Raw genomic sequence first — 20,813 nt, forward strand, 5'->3', positions numbered from 1 at the left:
ATGCTTTCCAATTACCTGGGCGAGTTTCTCGCATTGGCCACCATCCACTTTCTCGCCGTGGTTGCACCCGGCCCGGACTTCGCCGTGACCATCCGTCAAAGCGTGCGCTTCGGCCGGCTCGTCGGTATCTGCACTGCGCTGGGCATCGGCGCGGGGATTTCCGTGCACGTGCTGTATACCCTGCTCGGCGTCGGCGCCCTGATGCACACCACGCCGTGGCTGCTCACCGTCGCCAAAGTGGTCGGCGGTGCGTACATCCTTTATCTCGGCGTCAGCCTGATTCGCAGCAAACCGAAGAGCAGCGTCGAAGGCGAAAAAACTGCCGATGAGCCGCTGGTTGAACAGTCACTGTTCAAAGCATTCAGCACCGGTTTTCTGACCAACGCGACCAACCCCAAGGCCACGCTGTTTTTCCTGGCCATCTTCACCACGATCATCAGCGCCAGCACACCGCTGCAGATCCAGGCGTTCTACGGATTGTGGATGTGCTTCGTCAACGCGCTGTGGTTCGTGATCGTCGCGCTGTTTTTTTCCAGCAACAAAGTGCGCCTGCTGTTCATGCGCCTCGGCCACTGGTTCGAGCGCAGCATGGGCGTCATTCTGATTCTGTTCGCCGGACGCCTGATGCTGTCGATGTAATCCACCCAAAAAAGTCCCGGCTATCACCCGCCGGGACTTTTTCATTTGTGCGTCTCTTTTGCATTTCTGTGCGACAGATCAAGTTTGTCACTCCCTCTTCACCCACCCATGGTGTTAGGTTGCAAAATGTTTCTGTCACAAGCATCAGAGTCATTTCATCCCACCCTTAGCAAAGGAATGCCTGTTCCATGGTCTTTTCCCTGAAAAAACTGGCCGCCGCTACGCTCGTCATGGCCAGTCTCACCGCGTTTACCAGCGCTGCACAAGCCAACATCACTGCCGAGCAAAGTGCAGCGATCCTGAAATCCTTTGACGGCAAGAGCTTGACGGACTTCCGCAGCTTCCTTGGCAGCCTGGCGAAAAGCGACCTGGCCAAAACGGATAATCTCACCCCGTCCATCAGCGCCTTCCTCGACAACAAGACCCTGAACGCCGAACAGCAGAATGAAATTCACCGTCTGCTGGGCATTTATACCCGCGTGAAATATGGCAAGGCCGCGCTGGAAACCCTGCGCCAACTCGTCGAGATCCCGACCTTCCGCAAGGACGGCGTGGAGCAACACGACAACCCGGAATTCATCAAGATTGCCGGCGAGATCCAGAAACTCGCCGAATCCTTCGGTTTGAAGTTCCGCAATGTCGATAACCGTGTCTACGAAATTTCTCTGGACGGCAAAGGCGACGAAGTCGTCGGTATTCACGCGCACGCCGATGTGGTGCCGGTGACTCCGGAAAACTGGGTGCTGAAGGACGGCACCAAACTCGACCCGTTCAAAGTCACGCTGATTGGCGATCGCATGTACGGTCGCGGCACCGAGGATGACAAGAACGCTATCGTCGTGGCGCTGTACGCCATGAAAGTGATCAAGGACGAGAAACTGCCACTGGCGCGTAACTTCAAGCTGCTGGTCGACACCACCGAAGAAACCAGCGGCGACGCCATTCCCTATTACTTCGAGCGCAACCCGACGCCGAACTACAACATGGCGCTGGACGGCGGTTATCCGGTGGTGATCGCCGAAAAAGGTTACGGCACCGTCATGGCCAACTTTGCCAAACGCAAAGGCGAAGGCAACGGCGCGGAAATCGTTTCGATGACCGGCGGCAAGGCGACCAACCAGATTCCGTCCGCGTCGGTGGCCACGCTGGTAACCGACAAGCCTGCCGAGCTCGCCGCCAGTCTGCAAAAAGCCGGCGATGCCTATGCCAAAGCCAACGGCGGCGACTTCGAAGTCGCGGCAAAGGTTGATGGCAAAGACGTCAAACTGACCGTGACGGGGGTTTCTGCGCACTCCTCCGAGCCTGAGTCCGGCGTCAACCCGGTCGCACGGATGCTGAGCTTCATCAACAGCCTGGACGGCAAAGTCGCGCTCAAGCAAAACCAGTTCACCGATGCCGCACGTTATGCCGATGACAACTGGGGCCTGGATTATCTGGGCAAAAAACTTGGCGTGGGCTTCTCCGACTCGTTCATGGGGCCGCTGACCACCTCGCTGACCTACGTCGGTGAGGATGACAAAACCTTCAAACTGGCGGTGAATCTGCGCGTACCGAAGGGCAAGTCCCCGGAAAAGCTCAAGGCTGAGATCGCTGAGAAACTGGATGCCTGGAGCAAGAAGACTCATGTCGCTGTAGCGTTCGACTATTCCGTAGCCGAACCGATGTATCGCAATCCCGAAGGTGAGTGGGTCAAGGCGCTGCTTGCCGTAGCCAGCGAAAACCTCGGCATGAAATCGGAATTCGGTACTTCCGCTGGCGCGACGTCGGTTCACGAATTGCCCAACGGCGTGCAATTCGGCCTGGCGCGACCTGAAGCCAAGTACACCGGCCACACCGATGGCGAGTTCAAGACCGTCGACCAGTTCCTGCTGGATCTGCAGATCGTCACGGAAATGATGGGGCGTGTCGGGCAGTTGCCGAAGCTGTAAAGCCCTGCCTGAGCCCAGTCACCGATGACCGGGCTCAAAATAAAAAAGGACCTGTGAAAAGGTCCTTTTTTATTGCCACCACAAAACGCGCACAAACAAAAACGCCGATCATCACTGATCGGCGTTTTTGTGAAATTGGAGCGGGAAACGAGACTCGAACTCGCGACCCCGACCTTGGCAAGGTCGTGCTCTACCAACTGAGCTATTCCCGCAAATGGCGTCCCCTAGGGGACTCGAACCCCTGTTACCGCCGTGAAAGGGCGGTGTCCTAGGCCACTAGACGAAGGGGACACGCTACCCGGAACACATGGTGTGTGTTTCGGTGTCCAGATCCGCATCCGAAGATTTGGTTCTGGTTTCACTCAGCACCGCCCGAAAGCACTGCTGTTTAAAATTGGAGCGGGAAACGAGACTCGAACTCGCGACCCCGACCTTGGCAAGGTCGTGCTCTACCAACTGAGCTATTCCCGCATTGGCGTCCCCTAGGGGACTCGAACCCCTGTTACCGCCGTGAAAGGGCGGTGTCCTAGGCCACTAGACGAAGGGGACACACTACAACATTCACTCCCTGCCGCGTTTCGCTGTGTGCTTTACGCTGCAAGTGGCGCGCATTCTATGGATGGATTGAGGGGTCGTCAACCCCCTGATATAAATTTATTTAAATCAATGACTTCGACCTGGATTACGGGCCGCGTAAGGCTTTTCCGTCGTCCGAAACCTGACGCCTATATTCCGCCACTCGCCAAGACGTTATAGTCCACCGCACAGTGATGGCAATCTGCACATCAAGCGCCAGCATTCATCTATACCGCTGGCGGCCGATACAGATTGCAGCAGCCGATCAAACCCGTCGAGCGGCGCTAGGCGCCTAAATGCCCAGCCACTACACTCGCATGCGAACCCTATAAAGAGGTCTTACCGGTGACACCACTCATGATCACCCTGCTAGTCGTAGCCGGGATCGCAATTCTGATCGCCATTGGCTACATGAACCATGTGGTGGAAAACAACAAACTGGAGAAGGCCCGCACCAAAGTCGAACTCAACGACCGCCTGCGCCGCTGCGGCGAACTGACCGAAACCTTCCCCGGCCAGTTCATGACCCCGGCGCTCAAGTTGCTGCTGACCCGCCTGGAACTCAACGTCTGCCAGCGCCTGCTCAATCTGGAAAAGACCAGCGCAACCACCAAGGCCCGCATCACCGAACTGAGCGCCCTCGTTGCCCAAGGCGAATCGATCCCGGTGAACAACCCGCCCGCGCCGATCCTGACCGAAGCCAAAGCCAAAGACGTGCGCTTCCTCCTCGAAGCCCTGCACGGCCAGATCACCCGCGCCGCCCACGACGGCTTCCTGCCACCGAACGAAGCCAAACAATGGATCCGCGAGGTGCGCCACATCCTCGTGCTGCTGCACATCGAATTCTTCAACAACCTCGGCCAACAGTCCCTGCAACAAAACCAACCCGGCCAGGCCCGCCTCGCCTTCGAACGCGGCGTGCAATATCTGCGCAAACAGCAGGACCCGCAGATGTATGCCGAGCAACTGCAATACCTGGAAAAACTCCTCGCCCGAGCCAACGCCCAGGTCATGGACAAGATTGCCCCGGTTGAAGGTGAAGAAAACCAACTGACTGCCGGTTTGAAGGATGTCGAAGCCGATGCGGACTGGAAGAAGAAAGTGATTTACGACTGAGGCGGGAATGCTGGAAGAGAAGCCACCGTTATTGGTGGCTTTTTTGTGGGCGACTTGAAAGAGGATGTGAATTGAAGACCGCTTTCGCGAGCAGGCTCGCTCCCACAGAAAAGCAAAAGCGGATATTCACCCAAACCCCAAGAGCCTGGCCGGCCCGAGGGCCGCCAAGGCTCAAAGCCGAAAATGCCCAACCATCGAGCGCAACTCGCCGCCCAACTGCGCCAGCTCAACACTCGAAGCCGCATTCCCGCGCATGGCCACGGAAGAGTGATCCGCACTCGCACGAATCTGCGTAACACTGCGGTTGATCTCCTCCGCCACCGAACTCTGCTCCTCCGCCGCCGCCGCGATCTGCTGATTCATCTGCTGAATCAACGACACCGCCGCGGCAATACTCCCCAGCGCACTCTCGGTCTGCAACGCATCACTGACCGCCAGCTTCACCAACTCGCCACTGCTGCGAATCTGCTGCACCGAAGACTGCGCCGCCGCGCGCAGGGCACTGACCAAGCGCTCGATCTCCTCGGTCGACTGCTGCGTGCGCCGTGCCAGCGCACGAACCTCATCGGCCACCACCGCAAACCCCCTGCCCTGCTCGCCGGCCCGCGCCGCTTCGATCGCCGCGTTCAGCGCCAACAGATTGGTCTGCTCGGCCACGCTCTTGATCACCTCCAGCACCGTGCCTATGTTCTGAATCTCGGCGCTGAGGCTCTCGATGCTGGAACTGGCCGAGGTCGCCGAATCCGCCAACTGCTCGATCCGCGCCATGCTTTGGCGCACCACCTGCTGGCCGCTCTCGACCTTGTCATCCGCCGTCTGCGCCGCCAGCGCCGCCTCTTCGGCATTGCGCGCGACGTCATGTACCGTGGCGGTCATCTGGTTCATGGCGGTGGCGACCTGCTCGGTTTCCTCCTTCTGGCTGTTGACCTCCAGATTGGTCTGTTCCGTCACCGCCGACAGCGATTGCGCGGAACCGGCCAAGCGCTCGATGCCGGCCTGCAAGCCACTGACAATCGTGCCGAGACCGGCAGCCATCTGCTGCATGGCCAACATCAATTGCCCCATTTCATCGCGGCGCGTCACCTCGACCTTCGCCGTCAGATCACCCGCAGCAATCTGCTGCGCCACGCGAATCACACTGCGCAGCGGCGCCACGATCAGGCGCGTGATCACCCACGCGGCGAGCAATCCGACCAACAAGGCCAGCGCCGAAGAGCCAATGATCAACACCGTGTTCTTTTTCAGCTCCGCCTGCATCGAAGCATCTTCGGCGACATAGGCCTGATTGACCCGGTCCACCACCTGCGCGGCACGCTGATGCAACTGGTCATAAACCGTTTTCTCTTGCGCCAGCAAACCGGTGTATTCAGCCAGTTTCTCGTTGAATCCGGCGATATGCCCCGACACTTCGTTGAGCACCGTCAGATAGCCCTCGTCCTTGACCGTGGTTTTCAACGCCTCAGCCTGCTCCTGCGCTTGCGCGGCCTGCTCGATGTTGCCTTGACCGGCATTGTCGGCATCGCCCTTGCGGCTTTGATCCAGCCGCACGCGCGCTTCGTTCATCGCTTGCAGCATAAGTCGCGAGACCTGACTGACCTGATTCGCCTGTTCGATGAACTGGGCGCCGTCCTTGCCCTCGGTGTCTTTCAACGTATAGGCGCCATCATCGGCCAGCCCGCTCTGCAACACGTCGAGGTTATTGGCCACGCTGGACACCGACCAACTGGCCATCTCGAGCGCAAGGTCCTTGGCCTGGCTCAGCGAGACGAATTCATCGAAGGCCTTGCGATACGCGCCCAGCGCTTGCTCGACATCGCTCATCACCGGCACATTGGCCGGGGAATGTGCCTTGAGCTCGCCGGCTAGAACAACCAGCCCATCGACGCCTTCGCGCAAGGCATCGGCGGTTTTCGGATTGCCGCGCAGGGCGTATTCCTGCTCGAGCAGGCGCACCTTGAGCAGGCCGCTGTTGAGCGCGGACATCTGCTTCAAGCCGTCGAAACGCAGACTGATGGTTTGCAGCGACCAGACGCCGATCGCCGCCACCAACGCAGTCAGCAACAAGACGAGCACAAATCCGATACCCAGTTTTTTCGCCATACCGAGGTTGGCAAAACGTCCTTGCACGGCCGAAATCATTGCGCGTAGTCCCCTGCCAAAGTCTGTTGCCGAAGATTCGCAACGGGCTCGAACCAGCACAAGACTCTGGCGTCGGAATAATGGCAAAAAGCTACGCCCGCGTCGTTTTCAGAATGCTGGAGGTCGATCCGCGCAAGTATTGCGAAAAAACTGCCGGGCCCGTGGGTCGCAGGCACAGGCCACATTGATGCGCTGCCAGTCACCGCACTCACCGCTGGGACTGAAGGCGTCCGCTGCTGACAACTCCAGCCCGCATTGCTGGGCCTGCCTGCGCACCGACGCCTGGTCGCGCAAGCGTGCCCGCGCCCAGATAAACAGCCCGCCAACCGGCTTGCCGAACACTTCCCACTCGGCGTCTTCCAGTGCCTGCAAGGCCGCCGCGCGATCGGCATTCAAGCGCTGACGCTGGCGCTGCACCAGTTTGCGATAGGCGCCGGTCGCCATCAGTCTGGCCAATACCGCCTCGGCCAGCCTCGAACAGCCCAGGCCGCTGATCATCTTGACCTCCGCCAGGCGCTTCAGCAGTTCGCTGTCCGCCAGAACAAAACCGACCCGCAACGAGCTGCTCAGTGTCTTGGAGAAGCTGCCGACATAAATGACCCGGCCGCCATGGTCCAGCGCCGCCAACCGCGTACCGTTGCCGGTGTGCAGATCAGCGTAGACGTCATCTTCGATCACGCGCAGGTCGTAGGTCTTGCTCAACTGTACGATGCGCTGGGCAACGGCGGGAGTCAGGCAACTGCCAGTGGGATTGTGGTGATGACTGCCGATGAACAGGGCGCCGGGACGAAACTGACGCAGCACCGACTCGAGCATGTCGATGTCCGGCCCGCTCGGCGTACGACGAACTTCGAGCATCTGTACGCCGTGCAGACGCAACAGGTCAAACAACGGTGCATAACCGGGCGTTTCCACCACCACGCAATCGCCGGCCTTGAACAGGGTGCGCACGATCAGATCGAGCGCATGACTGGCACCGCTGGTGCTCATCAGCCGGGTATTGCAGGCGTCGATATTCAGCAGTTTCAGACGCTTGGCAATTTGCTCGCGCAACGCTGGCAGGCCCAGTGGCGAGCTGTAGTTGAACAGGCTGGCCATGTCGGTGCGTGCCACCTCGCGCAGCGCGTAGCTGAGGTCGTCGGGCTCACGCCAACTCGGCGGCAAGCCTCCTTGCCCCAAAATCAAGCGACTCGTTGCGGCGTCCACCTCATCACGCCATGCGGGGCGGCCCTCGCACGCTGCCCATTCCGAGTCCGCTTCGCGCAATGCCGGCGAGGCCGCGACGATGAATCCCGCGCCCTGGCGCGTGGTCAATACGCCTTGCGAGACCAGGCGCTCGCAGGCTTCGACAACGCACGACTGGCTGAGCAGATTCCCCCGGGCGATTTGCCGTACGGAGGGTAACCGGGTGGCCGGCGGGATGCCGCTTTGCACAATCCAGTCAGTCATTCCGTCGACGATCTGCTGCACGACCGGCACCATTGCCTGTCGGTCAATTCTCAGTTCCATGAGCTCGCAAACTCCTGTCAGTTTTGCTGGCAGCAGTAAATCACAGCCGCGCCGCCGAGGCTGTGCGACAACGCCGCCAAATGCGGCAGTTCTAACGGTTTGATACACATTGTTTAGCGGTATTCACAGGGACCGACCGCGAGGTACAAAAAAACCCGCACGCAGGCGGGTTCTTTTTATTTCGGCAACTTTCAGAACGCTGTCACGCCGCCGTCCACCGCCAATGAGTGCCCAGTGGTGAACGCTGCGCCATCGCTGCACAGATACAGCACCGCGCTGGCGATTTCCTCGACCTTGCCAATGCGCCCGACCGGGTGCATGGCGTTGGCGAACTCGGCCTTCTTCGGGTCGGCTTCATAGGCACGGCGGAACATGTCCGTATCGATCACTGCCGGGCACACTGCGTTGACGCGGATTTTCTTCTTCGCGTATTCGATCGCCGCCGACTTGGTCAGGCCGATCACCGCATGTTTCGACGCCGCGTAGATGCTCATCTTCGGCGCCGCACCCAGCCCGGCCACCGACGCCGTGTTGACGATCGCGCCACCGCCCTGCGCCAACAACAGCGGCAACTGATACTTCATGCACAGCCAGACGCCTTTGACGTTGACGCCCATGATCGCGTCGAATTCGTCCAGCGAACCATCGGCGAGTTTGCCTTTCTCGATTTCGATCCCGGCGTTGTTGAAGGCATAGTCGAGACGACCGTAGGTATTGATCACCTCATCCATCAGATTTTTCACATCGCTTTCCAATGTCACGTCGCAGCGCACGAACGACGCTTCGCCACCGGCTGTACGAATCAGCGCCACCGTGCCTTCGCCGCCGGCCGCGTCCAGGTCAGCCACCACCACTTTCAGGCCCTCGGCGGCAAACGCCAGGGCTGTCGCGCGGCCGATGCCGTGGGCGGCCCCCGTGATTACAACCACCTGACCGGAAAACGTCATGCTCATGGGTATGTCCTCGAACGCAAAAACTGGAAGATGTTGGCGTCGCAGCATAGCCAAGGGCAGCGAAAGCGCGTCAGCACTATGCAATCGCTGTTTACAGGCCCATGCGCCGCAGTGATAAAACCCGCCCAGTAACCATCACCGCACTGGATCGACTCGCATTCGCCGTATCAGCCAACCTTGCGACATCGCCGTTGAAGAGCTATCAACAAGGCTTCATTCCATTCGAGTGCCTGTCATGACCAACCAGACCAATCGCCAGTTCCTGCTCGCCAAACGCCCGGTGGGCGCCGCGACCCGCGAGACTTTCACTTATCAGGAAGTTCCGGTCGGCGAGCCACAGGCGGGACAGATCCTGGTGAAAAACGAATACCTGTCCCTCGACCCGGCCATGCGCGGCTGGATGAACGAAGGCAAGTCCTACATCCCGCCGGTCGGTCTCGGTGAGGTCATGCGCGCACTGGGCGTGGGAAAAGTCATCGCCTCGAACAATCCTGGCTTCGCCGTCGGCGATTACGTCAACGGCGCTCTGGGTGTGCAGGATTATTTCCTTGGCGAGCCGCGCGGCTTCTATAAGGTCGACCCGAAACTCGCGCCGTTGCCCCGCTATCTGTCGGCGCTGGGCATGACCGGCATGACCGCCTACTTCGCCCTGCTCGACGTCGGCGCACCGAAAGCCGGTGACACCGTGGTGCTGTCGGGCGCCGCAGGTGCGGTGGGCAGCGTGGCCGGGCAGATCGCCAAAATCAAAGGCTGCCGCGTCGTTGGCATTGCCGGCGGGGCCGACAAGTGCAAATTCCTCATCGACGAATTGGGCTTCGACGGCGCCATTGATTACAAGGCCGAAGACGTCGTGGCCGGTCTGAAGCGCGAATGCCCGAAGGGCGTGGACGTGTATTTCGATAACGTCGGCGGCGACATTCTCGACGCGGTGCTGAGCCGCTTGAACATGAAGGCGCGAGTGGTGATCTGCGGCGCGATCAGCCAGTACAACAATAAAGAAGCGGTCAAAGGTCCGGCCAATTACCTGTCACTGCTGGTCAATCGCGCGCGCATGGAAGGTTTTGTGGTGATGGACTACGCCGCGCAGTTCGCCAGCGCCGCGCAGGAGATGGCCGGCTGGATGGCCAACGGGCAGCTCAAGAGCAAGGAAGATGTGGTTGATGGGCTGGAGACGTTCCCCGAGACGCTGATGAAACTGTTCAACGGCGAGAACTTTGGCAAGTTGGTTCTGAAGGTTTAAGGCCAGCCTGAAACCAATGTGGGAGCGAGCCTGCTCGCGAAAGCGGTGGATCAGTCGGTAATGATGCCGACTGACACTCCCTCTTCGCGAGCAGGCTCGCTCCCACTTGGATCTTCAATAAGGTTCAGGCGATTTCCGCTACAACCGCCGCCAGCGCCTGCGCCGGGTTCGCCGCTTGGCTGATCGGACGGCCGATTACCAGGTAATCGGAACCGGCATCCAGCGCCTGACGCGGGGTCAGAATGCGCCGTTGATCATCCTGCGCGCTGCCCGCCGGGCGAATCCCCGGCGTCACCAGTTGCAGCGACGGGTGCGCGGTTTTCAGCGCCGACGCTTCCAGCGCCGAACACACCAGACCGTCCATCCCGGCCTTCTCGGCCAGTGCCGCCAGACGCAGCACTTGTTCCTGCGGCTCGATATCCAGACCGATACCGGCCAGATCCTCGCGCTCCATGCTGGTCAGCACGGTCACACCAATCAACAACGGTTGCGGACCACTGCGCTTGTCCAGCTCCTCGCGGCAGGCGGCCATCATGCGCAGACCGCCCGAGCAGTGCACGTTGACCATCCACACACCCATCTCGGCAGCGGCTTTCACAGCCATCGCAGTGGTGTTGGGGATGTCGTGGAATTTGAGATCCAGAAACACTTCAAAACCCTTGTCACGCAGGGTGCCGACGATTTCCGCCGCGCAACTGGTGAACAGTTCCTTGCCCACTTTGACCCGGCACAGTTTCGGGTCCAACTGGTCGGCCAGCTTCAGTGCGGCGTCACGGGTGGGGAAATCCAGGGCGACGATGATAGGAGTCTGGCAGGCGGACATGGATGGGCTCTCAGGCTGGTCGAAAACGGCGCGCATTGTAGCGGAACCGGCGGCGGCGCGGCACCCGATGATCGGTAAATCGTCGCGCTGGCGGTTATCAGCTTAGCCGACGCGGCTATTGTGTCGACTCCGATACACAACCGACACGCCGGCAACACGCACCCGGGTTAGCCTCGCCCGGCGCAACACGTCCTTACAACAGCACTTCCCGCCCCCCGGCCGGACGCCTATGCTGAAACCACCCCTGGCAGTGAACAGCCCCATGCACAACGCCCCGACAACCGTGACGGATGAAAGCAAAGACGACAAGCGCTGGAGCATCCGCGCGCTGATCGTCGACGATGACGTGCCGATCCGCGAGCTGATGATCGATTACCTCGCCCGCTTCAACATCCACGCCAGCGGCGTCACCGACGGCGCAGCGATGCGCCAGGCGCTGCAGGGCGAACATTTCGACGTCATCGTCCTCGACCTGATGCTACCCGGCGAAGACGGTCTGTCGCTGTGTCGCTGGCTGCGCGCCGAATCGGACATCCCGATCCTCATGCTCACCGCCCGCTGCGAACCCACCGACCGCATCATCGGCCTGGAACTGGGCGCCGACGATTACATGGCCAAACCGTTCGAACCACGCGAACTGGTCGCCCGCATCCAGACCATCCTGCGCCGCGTGCGCGACGACCGCACTGACCAGCGCGCCAACATTCGCTTCGACAACTGGCGCCTCAACAGCGTCCTGCGCCAAGTGGTCGCCGACAACGGCCTGGTAGTGCCCTTGTCCAACGCCGAATTCCGCCTGCTCTGGGTCTTCATCGAACGCCCGCGCCGCGTGCTCAGCCGCGAACAACTGCTCGACGCCGCTCGCGGTCGCTCGATCGAAGCCTTCGACCGCAGCATCGACCTGCTGGTCTCGCGCCTGCGGCAAAAACTCGGTGACGACCCGAAAGCCCCGCAGTTGATCAAGACCGTGCGCGGCGAGGGTTACCTGTTCGACGCGCGGGACATCGGCTGATGAAGGCGCGCTTCGACACCCTGTTCGGTCGCCTGTTCGGGGTGCTGTTCGCGGCGATTGTCCTGGCGCACCTGCTGGCCTTCGCCTGGTTCAGGCTCTACGGCCCTCCTCCGCCCCCACCACCGCCCGAGTTTTCAGCGAACATCGACGGCCAACCGCCCATGCGCGACGCCGCTTATCCACCGAGGCAAGCGCGCCCCTGGTTCGGTGGCCCGGTGGTGCCGCTGACCTTTCAATTCATCACGCTGATGATCGCCGCCTGGTACGGTGCCAAGCTGCTCACCCGGCCGATCCAGCGCCTGAGCGACGCCGCCGAGCGCCTGAGCGAAGACCTCGACAGCGACCCCCTCGACGAATCCGGCCCGCGCGAAGCCCGGCAAGCGGCGCACACCTTCAACCTCATGCAACGGCGCATCCGCGAACAGGTCCAGCAACGCGCGCGCATGCTCGGCGCCGTCTCCCACGACCTGCGCACGCCACTGTCACGCCTGAAACTGCGTCTGGAAAACATCAGCGACGACAAACTGCAAAGCCAGATGCGCCAGGACCTGGACGACATGATCGGCATGCTCGACGCCACCCTCACCTATCTGCACGAACAACGCACCAGCGAAGCCTTGCAGTTGCTGGACGTGCAGGCGCTGGTCGAATCGCTGTGCGAAAACGCCCAGGACCAGGGCGCCGATGTACAGGTCAGCGGCCACTGCGCGCCTTTGCCAGTGCAACCGATGGCGCTGCGTTCGTGCATCAACAACCTGCTGGACAACGCCCTGCGCTACGCCGGACAGGCACGGATTGAACTGCTGGAACAGCGTGAAGAGCTGCTGATTCGGGTGATTGATCACGGACCGGGGATTGCTGAAGAACAGCGGGAAGCCGTGTTTGAACCGTTCTACCGACTGGAAGGATCGCGCAACCGCAATTCCGGCGGCGTAGGGCTAGGCATGACCATCGCCCGCGAAGCCGCGCAGCGATTGGGTGGGCAATTGAATCTGGAGGAAACACCGGGGGGTGGGCTGACCGCCATTGTCCGCTTGCCACGGGGCTGAGACTCAGCCGACTTGAAGAGGGAGCGAGGCTGCTCGCGAGAGCGTCTGATGATTCAATACATCTGTTGAATGTACCGGCCTCTTCGCGAGCAGGCTCGCTCCCACAACGAAACTGAGTGTATTCGGCAGATATTGGCTGGATGTGAGGGCGCTATCGCTGGCAAGCCAGCTCCCACAGGGATCGAGTGGTTTCAGAGAGATATGGGTAGCTGCCAGGCCGCCTTCGCGAGCAGGCTCGCTCCCACAATGAAACTGATTGTATTCGGTAGATATTGGCTGGATGTGAGGGCGCTATCGCTGGCAAGCCAGCTCCCACAGGGATCGAGTGATTTCAGAGAGAGATGGGTGGCTGCCAGGCCGCCTTCGCGAGCAGGCTCGCTCCCACAATGAAACTGATTGTATTCGGCAGATATTGGCTAGATGTGAGGGCGCTATTGCTGGCAAGCCAGCTCCCACAGGGATCGAGTGATTTCAGAGAGAGATGGGGCGGCTGTCAGGCCGCCTTCGCGAGCAAGCTCGCTCCCACAAAATCAAAAGCAAAGCAGCGCAGCTGCCCGCGGCGAAGCCGCCCCACTCAACAATGAGCGCAAGCTCGAGTGCTCTTGATCTTGATCCACCGGCGACGTCGGAAGGCTGAGCGGAGGGATTGATCCGGGCGTGGGAGCGCAGCGACCGTACGACGCAGTCGTACACAGCGAGTGTAGGTGCAGCGAAGCAAACCGGAGCCGCTGCGCCCGGATCGATCCCGCAGCGAAGGAACCCGAGCCTGCGAGGGCCGAACGCAGGAGCTAGCGTTTTTTGCTTACTTTTTTAGGCGCTTGTAAAAAAGTAAGTCGCCGTCAGGCGAAACCGCCAGCCGCCGCAGCGAAACATTCGGATATTCACACCAAACAAACCCAAGCATGGTCGGCCCAAAGGCCGCCAAGCCCCCCCTAGACCCGAGCCTGACTCTTACTCCAATCCGTCAAAAGACTATAAGCCACCGCCAACAACGTAGGCCCAATAAACAACCCAATGAAGCCAAAGGCAATCAACCCGCCAAACACCCCGAGCAACACAATCACCAACGGCAGATTACCGCCACGGCTGATCAGATACGGCTTGAGCACGTTGTCCACGCCACTGATGATGAACGTCCCCCAGATCCCGAGAAACACCGCCATCCCGTACTCGCCCTTCCACGCCAACCACGCCGTGGCCGGCACCCACACCAGCGGTGGCCCCATCGGAATCAGACTCAGCAGAAACGTGACGATCCCCAGCACCAGCGCCCCGGGAACCCCGGCAATGAAAAAGCCGATCAACGCCAGCACTGCCTGCGCCGCCGCTGTACCAATCACACCGTTGACCACCCGCTGCACCGTACCGGCGACAAGTTCGATGTAATAGCCAGCACGATCACCAATCAAGCGCTGCAGCAGACTGTGCACAAACGCCGCCAGTCGCGGCCCGTCACGGTAGAAAAAGAACACGAACACCAGACTCAGCGTCAGCTCGAGAATCCCCCCGCCGATCTGCGCGCTGCGTGCCAGCAACCAGTTGCCGACCTGCCCCAGATACGGCTTGATCGAGACCATCAACGCCGCGCCCTGTTGATCGATGCTGTCCCACATCGACACCAGCCGCTCACCAACCAAAGGCACGCTGCCAAGCCAGGTCGGTGCTTCCGGCAAACCGTCGACCTGCACATCCTTGATGAATGCCGTGGCATCGCGCACATGATCGGCGAGGTTGAAACCCAGCCACACCAGTGGCGCCGCCACCAGCAACATCCAGCCCAGTGTCAGGATCAACGCGGCCAGCGATTCGCGGCCATTGAGCCAGCGCGTGAGCAAACGCATCAGCGGCCAACTGGCAAACGCCAGCACCGCGCCCCAGAACAGCGCCGACCAGAACGGCGCCATCACCCAAAGGCTGGCACCAAACAACACCAGCAGCAGAATCTGCACCAGCAGGCGATCGTTATTGAGCATGGGAAGTCCCGGCAAAGTCAGTCAGCGAAAGAGTAGGCGAACACTGTGTGCGTGCTCGCCCGGCACAGCTTATCGCAACAAGTCGATGCGCAGGCCCGAGCCTTCGAGATTGCCGGCTTCCAGACGTGACGCCCGTACGCCCTGATTGATCAGCGCCTGGCGCCAGGCTTCGGCCTTGGGCCCGGAAACCGTGACCCGCAAGGTCGTGTCGAGATTCAGACCACGGGAAATCAGGCGCAGCCAGGTGGCATCCGGTTCATCGACCAGTTTCGGAAAATCCAGCTCGCCAGTGCTTTTCAACTGACGCAGCAGGGTCGCCGAGGTCGGCAGCAATTCGCCCAACGGCGCAGCCGCCTCGAATTGCTCGACATGCAGATAGGCTTTGCGATTGCCGCGAGTGATGCTGTAAAGCGCCACCAGCGTGTTGTCCTTTGGCGCCGCCAGCCTCAACAACAGATAAGCCTGTTGCTCGTCAGAGCCATACAGCTTGGCGTTGCCGAACACCTCGTTGGCCCACAGACTGCTTTCGCCGCAATCGCGGGCCTGGCACCAGAACAGCAATTCGGCATCCTGCTGTTGCAGGGCTTCGCGGGCGGCGGTAAAGGCTTCGGTGGCGGAATGTTCAGGCGGCAACTCGTAGGTCACCGAGGTGGTCTGGCCGCGGGCGGTGACCTGACCGTCGAACCGCAACTGGCCGCTGATCTTGCGGATCGAGCCCAGCGGGTAGATGCGCTCCAGCTCGGCCGCCGGGCGATAGTCGACGATCTGCGCGTCGGCCAGACGCGGCACGATTTGCAGATCCTGGCTGCCCGGCACATCGGCAGCGAAGGACAAGGAGCTGAAGCAGCACAGCGCGAAGAGACTGAGTGACCGCATAGTCAGCCTCACCGGACGGTCATGGCTGGGCGGGTCGGGGTCGCAGCGGTATAGAAATCCATCGAGTTTGTCTCCCATTTCAACCCGCCCAGCCTCGGCAGTTGCCCGCTGCAAGTCAAGGCATGGCGAAGAAGCGATTGAAACAGTCTGCTACAAGACCTGCGCCAGCCTCATCATTCAGGTGCAGATGATGCCCGCCAGGCAACTGTTCGTGGCTGAAGGGTAGACGCTCCAGCAACTCAGGATGCCTGGCCAACATGCCATCCGCCGCGACCACCAGATGCGCCGGGCAACTGACGCGCGAGGCAAACGCCATTGCCTGTTCTTCCGTCAGGCGCAGCGGCGATGGCAGGGTCAGGCGATTGTCGGTGCGCCAGGTGTAACCGCCGGGCACCGGCATCAAACCGCGCTGGGCCAACAGTTCAGCGGCTTCGCGACTGACCGCCACCAGACCTTTCATCCGTGCCTCGATGGCACGCTCGAGGGTGGTATAGACCGGTTTGCGCTTTTCCCGCAGATCAAGTTGCGCCTGCAGGGCCATGCCCATGCGTGCGGCAGCGTTTTCGCCCTTGTCTGTCGGAGGAATCACGCCGTCGATCAGCGCCAGATGGCTGATGCGCTCGGGCAGCGAACCGGCCAGCACCATCGAGACAATCGCGCCCATCGAATGCCCGAGCAGGCCGAAACGCTTCCAGCCCAACTGCTCGGCGACTTGCAGCACATCATGGGCGTAATCCCACAGGGCATAACCGGCGCCGCTTGGCCGATGAGCGGAATGACCATGGCCGGCCATGTCCAGCGCGACGATGCGCAAGCCATCAAGCTTGGGCGCCAGTCGCGCGAAGCTATTGGCGTTGTCGAGCCAGCCGTGCAACGCGATCACCGGCAAGCCGTCCTCGGGGCCGAACATATGCGCGGCCAATTCGATGTGCGGCAGGTTCAGGCGCACTTCTTCGCAGGTCGGGCTCATGCGCAATCCTTGTTCTGCCGCTGTTCCCAGCGCATGAACAGATTCTTGAGCAGCCGAGCCGTGTCCTGCGGACGCTCCAGCGGGAACATGTGCCCGCCAGGCATGCTCAGCGCCTCGCCCTGGGGCAGGCGCGAGACGAAACGTGTGTGATGGCGCATGACCACGCGGCTCTTGTGCCCCCGCACGATGGCCAGCGGCACCTGCAACTGCCGGGTACGCCCGGGACTGGTGTGCGGCACGCCGCGATAAATGCTGATTTCGGTTGCCGGGTCAAAACGCAGACGCAGCTTGTCGTCGACCTGATGCAAACCGTGTTGCAGGTAGGCATCGAAGCATTCCGGATCGAAGCCGCGAAACAGGGTTTTGCCGGAAAAGTAACTGCGTGCACTGTCGAGATCGGCGAATTCTTCACGGCGCCCGAGGGTGCGCCCGGCGGGAGTAAGCCGGTCGATGAAACCAAAGCGCTTGGCCGCGCGAATCACCCACTGATCGGTGCGGGTCAGCACCGGTGAGTCGAGCATCACCACGCCGCGATACAGCTCGGGACAACGCAGCGCCGCATGCAGGTGCAGCAGACCGCCAAAGGAATGGCCGACGCCCCACACCGGCTGCTCTTGCTGCTCTAGGTGATGGATCAGTTCGTCGACGAGGTTGTACCAATTGTCGTCTGCCGGAAAACGCGGGTCATGGGCGTGCTGCTCCAGATGCGCGACCCGATACTCCGGCGCCAGCGCCGCGAACAACTTGCCATAGGTCCCCGAGGGGAAACCGTTGGCGTGGGCGAAAAAGATCGGTTGCGACATGCGGGCAAATCCATGAGCGGGAATCGTGGCGATGATTGTCCGCAAGAGCCGCGTCGACAGCAATGACCGTAACGGCCACGAATAGTGGCGATGACGTTTTATCCATACAGACGTTGAACCGGTCGTCGCAATCTACGCTCACCTGTAATTTCTGACAGTTGACCGCTGGCCGCTCTTGTCCGATAAACGAATCAGGTCCAGCACTCGGGATGCGTCATGCACACTCATACGCCGACACTCGCCGTGATGGATTCACGAGGACTGAAGGTTGCTACGGTGTCCTATTGTCGTGAAGCGCCCGGTGGACCGATCGCCCCGCGCATTTATCGCCAACACTACAAGGCTTCAGGTCAATTGACTGAAGCCTGCGATCCACGCCTGGCTGCGCTGCATCAGCGCGAACCCGACGCCCGCCCCAACCTGACCGTGATTTCCAGCCTCACAGGGGTATCCCTCTCCAGCGACAGCGTCGATGGCGCGCTTCGCCTGACATTGCCGGGCGCAGCAGGACAACGCCTCATCGCCTGGGACGGGCTGATGACGCAGACGTCGACCGACTATGATTTGCTGCTGCGCCCGGTCAGTATCGTCGAACACGTACAGGGCATGAGCGCCAGAAACAGTGGCTTTTTCAGTTACGGCGACAGCTCGCCGTCGTGCGCAGCGCGTAACCAATGCGGCCGGATTGTTCGCCATGACGATAGTGCCGGCAGCGAATTTTTTCCTGAATATTCCCTCACGGGCGAACAGCTCAGGTGTGTACGGCATTTCCTCAGCGACCTCGACGAGCCAGACTGGCCGCAAGCCTTGGCAGACAGAGACCTGCTCCACGAACACGGGAGCGGTGCAGCAACCCACATCGGCTATAACGCGCTGAATGAAACCATCAGCCAGCAAGACGCCACGGGCAATCAGAAGCAGCTTCATTTTGACGTAGGCGGACAACTCAACCAGATCAGTCTCAAAGTCGCGCAGGATTCGCAGCCCAGACTGTTATTGCACGATATCCAGTACAACGCGGGCAATCAGGTTTTACGTCAGGCAGCCGCTAACGGCGTTATCAGCCAGAATCTCTACGATCCACAGAGCGGCCGGCTCCTGAAGATCATTGCCGAAAAGGACGGGCGCCCCGCCCTGCAACATCTGGTCTATTGCTACGATCCGGTCGGCAACATCCTCAGTGTCGAGGACATGGCGCAGCCCACGCGCTTTTTTCGCAACCAGACCATCAATCCTGTTTCCTCGTTTATCTATGACAGCCTCTACCAATTGATCGGTGCCACGGGTTGGCAACGAAGCGGCACGGTCAATGGCCCCCAGGAGCCGGTCTTCAGCTCTCCACCAGATTCGGCGCAGCTCGAAAACTACCGCCAGACCTACACCTATGATGCAGCCGGCAACCTCATCGCCCTGGTTCACAGCGCCGCAAGCAAGAACTGGACGCAGCGCACGGCGATTTCCAGATACAGCAATCGCGGCCTGGAACAGACTGTCAGCGGCACGCTGCCCGACGAGCTGGAGATTTCCGCCGGGTTCGATAGCAACGGCAACCGGAAAATGCTCCAGCCCGGCCAGCCTTTGCAGTGGAGTGCTGGCGGACGATTGCTCCAGGTCGATCAGGTCATGCGCAAGGACGCTACAAATGACTGCGAACGCTATGTGTATGACGGTGCGGGCCGGCGCCAGCGCAAAATACGCCTCATCCAATCGCCAGCACTCGTGCAGCTGCATGAAACGCGCTATCTGCCAGGCCTGGAAATACGCCATCGGGCCGATGAAACCTTGCACGTCATTTCCGTACAGGCAGGACGCTGTGCTGTTGAAATCCTGCACTGGGACACGAAGGACAAGGTTGCCGATCAATATCGCTACCAGTTCAGCAACCATCTTGGCTCGAACATGCTGGTCCTCGACGACCAGGGCAACACCATTTGCGAGGAGAACTATTTTCCCTACGGCGGCACCTCGTGGTGGGCAGGCCCGGATCAGGTACAGGCCCGCTACAAGACCCGTCGCTACGCAGGCCAGGAGCTCGATGCCACCGGCCTTTACTACTATGGCCAACGCTTCTATGCGCCTTGGTTGATGCGCTGGATCAGCCCCGATCCGGTGGGTATCACCGATGGTCTGAACCGCTATTTGATGGTGCGCGGCAATCCCGTCAGGTTTGTCGACCGCCAAGGGCTGACAGGATGGGATACCGCCGGGGCAGCGGGCGCAACGGCCACGCGCGAGTTCGTTAGCGCAGCTTTTGCCGCCGCCGCACAAGCGGCTTTCGTCGGTGTCCTGCCTCCGACCAATGTTGCGGTGGGCATTGGAGGTGCATTGGCGGGCGCCGTGACGGGTGGCATCAGTGGCTATGCCGGGGCCAACTGGGCGCAGAGTTCCATGCACATCAGTTCCCCGGCCAATTGGGGACCTCTGGCTGCAAAAATCGGTGGTGCCGTAATAGGTGCAGCCTTGGGCGCCGCACCATCCCTGCTCGGCATGCTCGATCCACGCGGCAATCCCGCAGCGGCGGGCCAGATTGGCAGCGCCTTCGGTACGCTGTTTCGTGAGATATCGGCGCAGTATCTCGCCAATGCCGGTCCGAGCAACCCGGCTGTGGGCCGTGTCGATCCGCTCACGGGAGCGGCCAGCGTGGTTGGGGCAGTATTGGCAGCAGGCGCCACCGGATTCGGTGGCTCAGTGCTGTTTGGCACCGACGCAACCGGTAATGTGTTGCAGTCGGTTCTTTCCGTCTCGGCAGTCACGGCTGCCAGTGCTGCCGCTGCCTCAGCGGTAAGAGGGGCGCGGGGAACACCAGCCAGGCCTTCGAGCGACAGTGAACCGAGCTTCAACCAGGAGAACGCGGTGGTCGGCTACAGCAGCCGTCATTTCTTTTTATCTCTGGGGCAGATCGCCAATCTCGCCGTGTCACAGATCCCTGGCTACGACGCGCTGGACGTACATACCCGAACGGCAGTTAGCCGTGCAGTCGTGAGCGCAGTCGGGGACATACGCTCGACTTTTGTCACGATCGCCAAGCCCGGCCTGAGCGCAGAACTGGGCACAACCTCCTGGGACCTTGAAAAAAACGAGGTCGGCGCCGGCATCGTTCACGAAAGCCCGCCGGCCGATGTCGACCAATACTACGTGGTTAGCGAGACCAGTCCGGGCCAGCGAAAATACTCCCGGGCACAACTCAACTTTTAAGTGAGGTGATGC

At 60.7% G+C, this 20,813-nt stretch carries 15 protein-coding genes, 4 tRNA genes and 1 pseudogene; 7 read left to right on the forward strand and 13 right to left on the reverse strand.

Annotated elements, in window-relative coordinates:
• Together FEE99_RS24815 and FEE99_RS24820 are read left to right on the forward strand one after the other, a co-directional pair.
• Positions 1–639, forward strand: a complete 639-nt coding sequence (locus tag FEE99_RS24815; protein WP_016773667.1) for a LysE family translocator — start codon at positions 1–3, stop codon at positions 637–639.
• A 188-nt stretch (positions 640–827) separates the two neighbouring features.
• Positions 828–2,567 carry a dipeptidase gene (locus FEE99_RS24820; protein WP_041479466.1) on the forward strand — a complete coding sequence of 580 codons (1,740 nt, stop codon included), beginning with the start codon at positions 828–830 and terminating at the stop codon, positions 2,565–2,567.
• 136 nt (positions 2,568–2,703) lie between these two features.
• Here the strand turns inward: FEE99_RS24820 and FEE99_RS24825 are convergent.
• The 4 genes from FEE99_RS24825 to FEE99_RS24840 form a co-directional block, all read right to left on the reverse strand.
• Positions 2,704–2,779 (reverse strand) — tRNA-Gly (locus FEE99_RS24825).
• Positions 2,780–2,782: 3 nt separating this feature from the next.
• A tRNA-Glu gene (locus FEE99_RS24830) sits at positions 2,783–2,858 on the reverse strand.
• Between the two features lie 104 nt (positions 2,859–2,962).
• A tRNA-Gly gene (locus FEE99_RS24835) sits at positions 2,963–3,038 on the reverse strand.
• Between the two features lie 2 nt (positions 3,039–3,040).
• A tRNA-Glu gene (locus tag FEE99_RS24840) sits at positions 3,041–3,116 on the reverse strand.
• A 384-nt stretch (positions 3,117–3,500) separates the two neighbouring features.
• On the opposite strand from FEE99_RS24840, the gene FEE99_RS24845 reads away from it, so the two are divergent.
• A complete protein-coding gene (locus tag FEE99_RS24845) occupies positions 3,501–4,259 on the forward strand; it encodes a hypothetical protein (RefSeq protein ID WP_039764159.1) in 759 nt (252 codons plus the stop codon).
• 171 nt (positions 4,260–4,430) lie between these two features.
• Here FEE99_RS24845 and FEE99_RS24850 read toward each other — a convergent pair whose 3' ends face one another.
• The 4 genes and pseudogenes from FEE99_RS24850 to FEE99_RS24865 all read right to left on the reverse strand — a co-directional run bounded on the left by FEE99_RS24850 (position 4,431) and on the right by FEE99_RS24865 (position 8,860).
• A complete protein-coding gene (locus FEE99_RS24850) occupies positions 4,431–5,324 on the reverse strand; it encodes a methyl-accepting chemotaxis protein (protein ID WP_370695148.1) in 894 nt (297 codons plus the stop codon).
• Between the two features lie 15 nt (positions 5,325–5,339).
• Positions 5,340–6,398, reverse strand: a pseudogene (locus FEE99_RS24855) (HAMP domain-containing protein); the annotation flags it as partial.
• Between the two features lie 108 nt (positions 6,399–6,506).
• Positions 6,507–7,907 carry an aminotransferase-like domain-containing protein gene (locus FEE99_RS24860; protein ID WP_041479468.1) on the reverse strand — a complete coding sequence of 467 codons (1,401 nt, stop codon included), beginning with the start codon at positions 7,905–7,907 and terminating at the stop codon, positions 6,507–6,509.
• 191 nt (positions 7,908–8,098) lie between these two features.
• Positions 8,099–8,860 carry an SDR family oxidoreductase gene (locus tag FEE99_RS24865; protein ID WP_041479469.1) on the reverse strand — a complete coding sequence of 254 codons (762 nt, stop codon included), beginning with the start codon at positions 8,858–8,860 and terminating at the stop codon, positions 8,099–8,101.
• Between the two features lie 235 nt (positions 8,861–9,095).
• Here FEE99_RS24865 and FEE99_RS24870 point away from each other — a divergent pair, with 235 nt between their 5' ends.
• Positions 9,096–10,100, forward strand: a complete 1,005-nt coding sequence (locus FEE99_RS24870; RefSeq protein ID WP_041479470.1) for an NADP-dependent oxidoreductase — start codon at positions 9,096–9,098, stop codon at positions 10,098–10,100.
• 124 nt (positions 10,101–10,224) lie between these two features.
• On the opposite strand, the gene pyrF is transcribed toward FEE99_RS24870, so the two are convergent.
• A complete protein-coding gene (gene pyrF / locus FEE99_RS24875) occupies positions 10,225–10,923 on the reverse strand; it encodes an orotidine-5'-phosphate decarboxylase (protein ID WP_041479471.1) in 699 nt (232 codons plus the stop codon).
• Between the two features lie 262 nt (positions 10,924–11,185).
• Between pyrF and FEE99_RS24880 the strand changes: the two genes are divergently transcribed.
• Both FEE99_RS24880 and FEE99_RS24885 read left to right on the forward strand, forming a co-directional pair.
• Positions 11,186–11,935: a response regulator gene (locus FEE99_RS24880; protein ID WP_041479472.1), complete on the forward strand. Its 750-nt coding sequence runs from the start codon at positions 11,186–11,188 to the stop codon at positions 11,933–11,935.
• Complete coding sequence (locus FEE99_RS24885) at positions 11,935–12,984, forward strand: ATP-binding protein (protein ID WP_041479473.1); 1,050 nt, start codon at positions 11,935–11,937, stop codon at positions 12,982–12,984. Before FEE99_RS24880 ends, FEE99_RS24885 begins: the two co-directional genes overlap by 1 nt.
• A 932-nt stretch (positions 12,985–13,916) precedes the next feature.
• On the opposite strand, the gene FEE99_RS24890 is transcribed toward FEE99_RS24885, so the two are convergent.
• The 4 genes from FEE99_RS24890 to FEE99_RS24905 all read right to left on the reverse strand — a co-directional run bounded on the left by FEE99_RS24890 (position 13,917) and on the right by FEE99_RS24905 (position 17,606).
• A complete protein-coding gene (locus FEE99_RS24890; RefSeq protein ID WP_041479597.1) occupies positions 13,917–14,957 on the reverse strand; it encodes an AI-2E family transporter in 1,041 nt (346 codons plus the stop codon).
• A 69-nt stretch (positions 14,958–15,026) separates the two neighbouring features.
• On the reverse strand, positions 15,027–15,833 hold the full coding sequence (locus FEE99_RS24895; protein ID WP_041479596.1) for a DUF4892 domain-containing protein: 807 nt from the start codon (positions 15,831–15,833) through the stop codon (positions 15,027–15,029).
• A gap of 115 nt (positions 15,834–15,948) precedes the next feature.
• Positions 15,949–16,803, reverse strand: coding sequence for an alpha/beta hydrolase (locus tag FEE99_RS24900; protein WP_041479595.1), 855 nt, complete (start codon positions 16,801–16,803; stop codon positions 15,949–15,951).
• Entirely contained in the window at positions 16,800–17,606 is an 807-nt protein-coding gene (locus FEE99_RS24905; RefSeq protein ID WP_041479594.1) for an alpha/beta fold hydrolase, read from the reverse strand. Before FEE99_RS24905 ends, FEE99_RS24900 begins: the two co-directional genes overlap by 4 nt.
• 216 nt (positions 17,607–17,822) lie before the next feature.
• Between FEE99_RS24905 and FEE99_RS24910 the strand changes: the two genes are divergently transcribed.
• A complete protein-coding gene (locus FEE99_RS24910) occupies positions 17,823–20,801 on the forward strand; it encodes an RHS repeat domain-containing protein (RefSeq protein WP_041479593.1) in 2,979 nt (992 codons plus the stop codon).
• The last annotated feature ends 12 nt before the right edge of the window (positions 20,802–20,813 follow it).

It is taken from the genome of Pseudomonas sp. ef1 (assembly GCF_007293365.2).
In the GTDB taxonomy this organism is placed as follows: domain Bacteria; phylum Pseudomonadota; class Gammaproteobacteria; order Pseudomonadales; family Pseudomonadaceae; genus Aquipseudomonas; species Aquipseudomonas siliginis.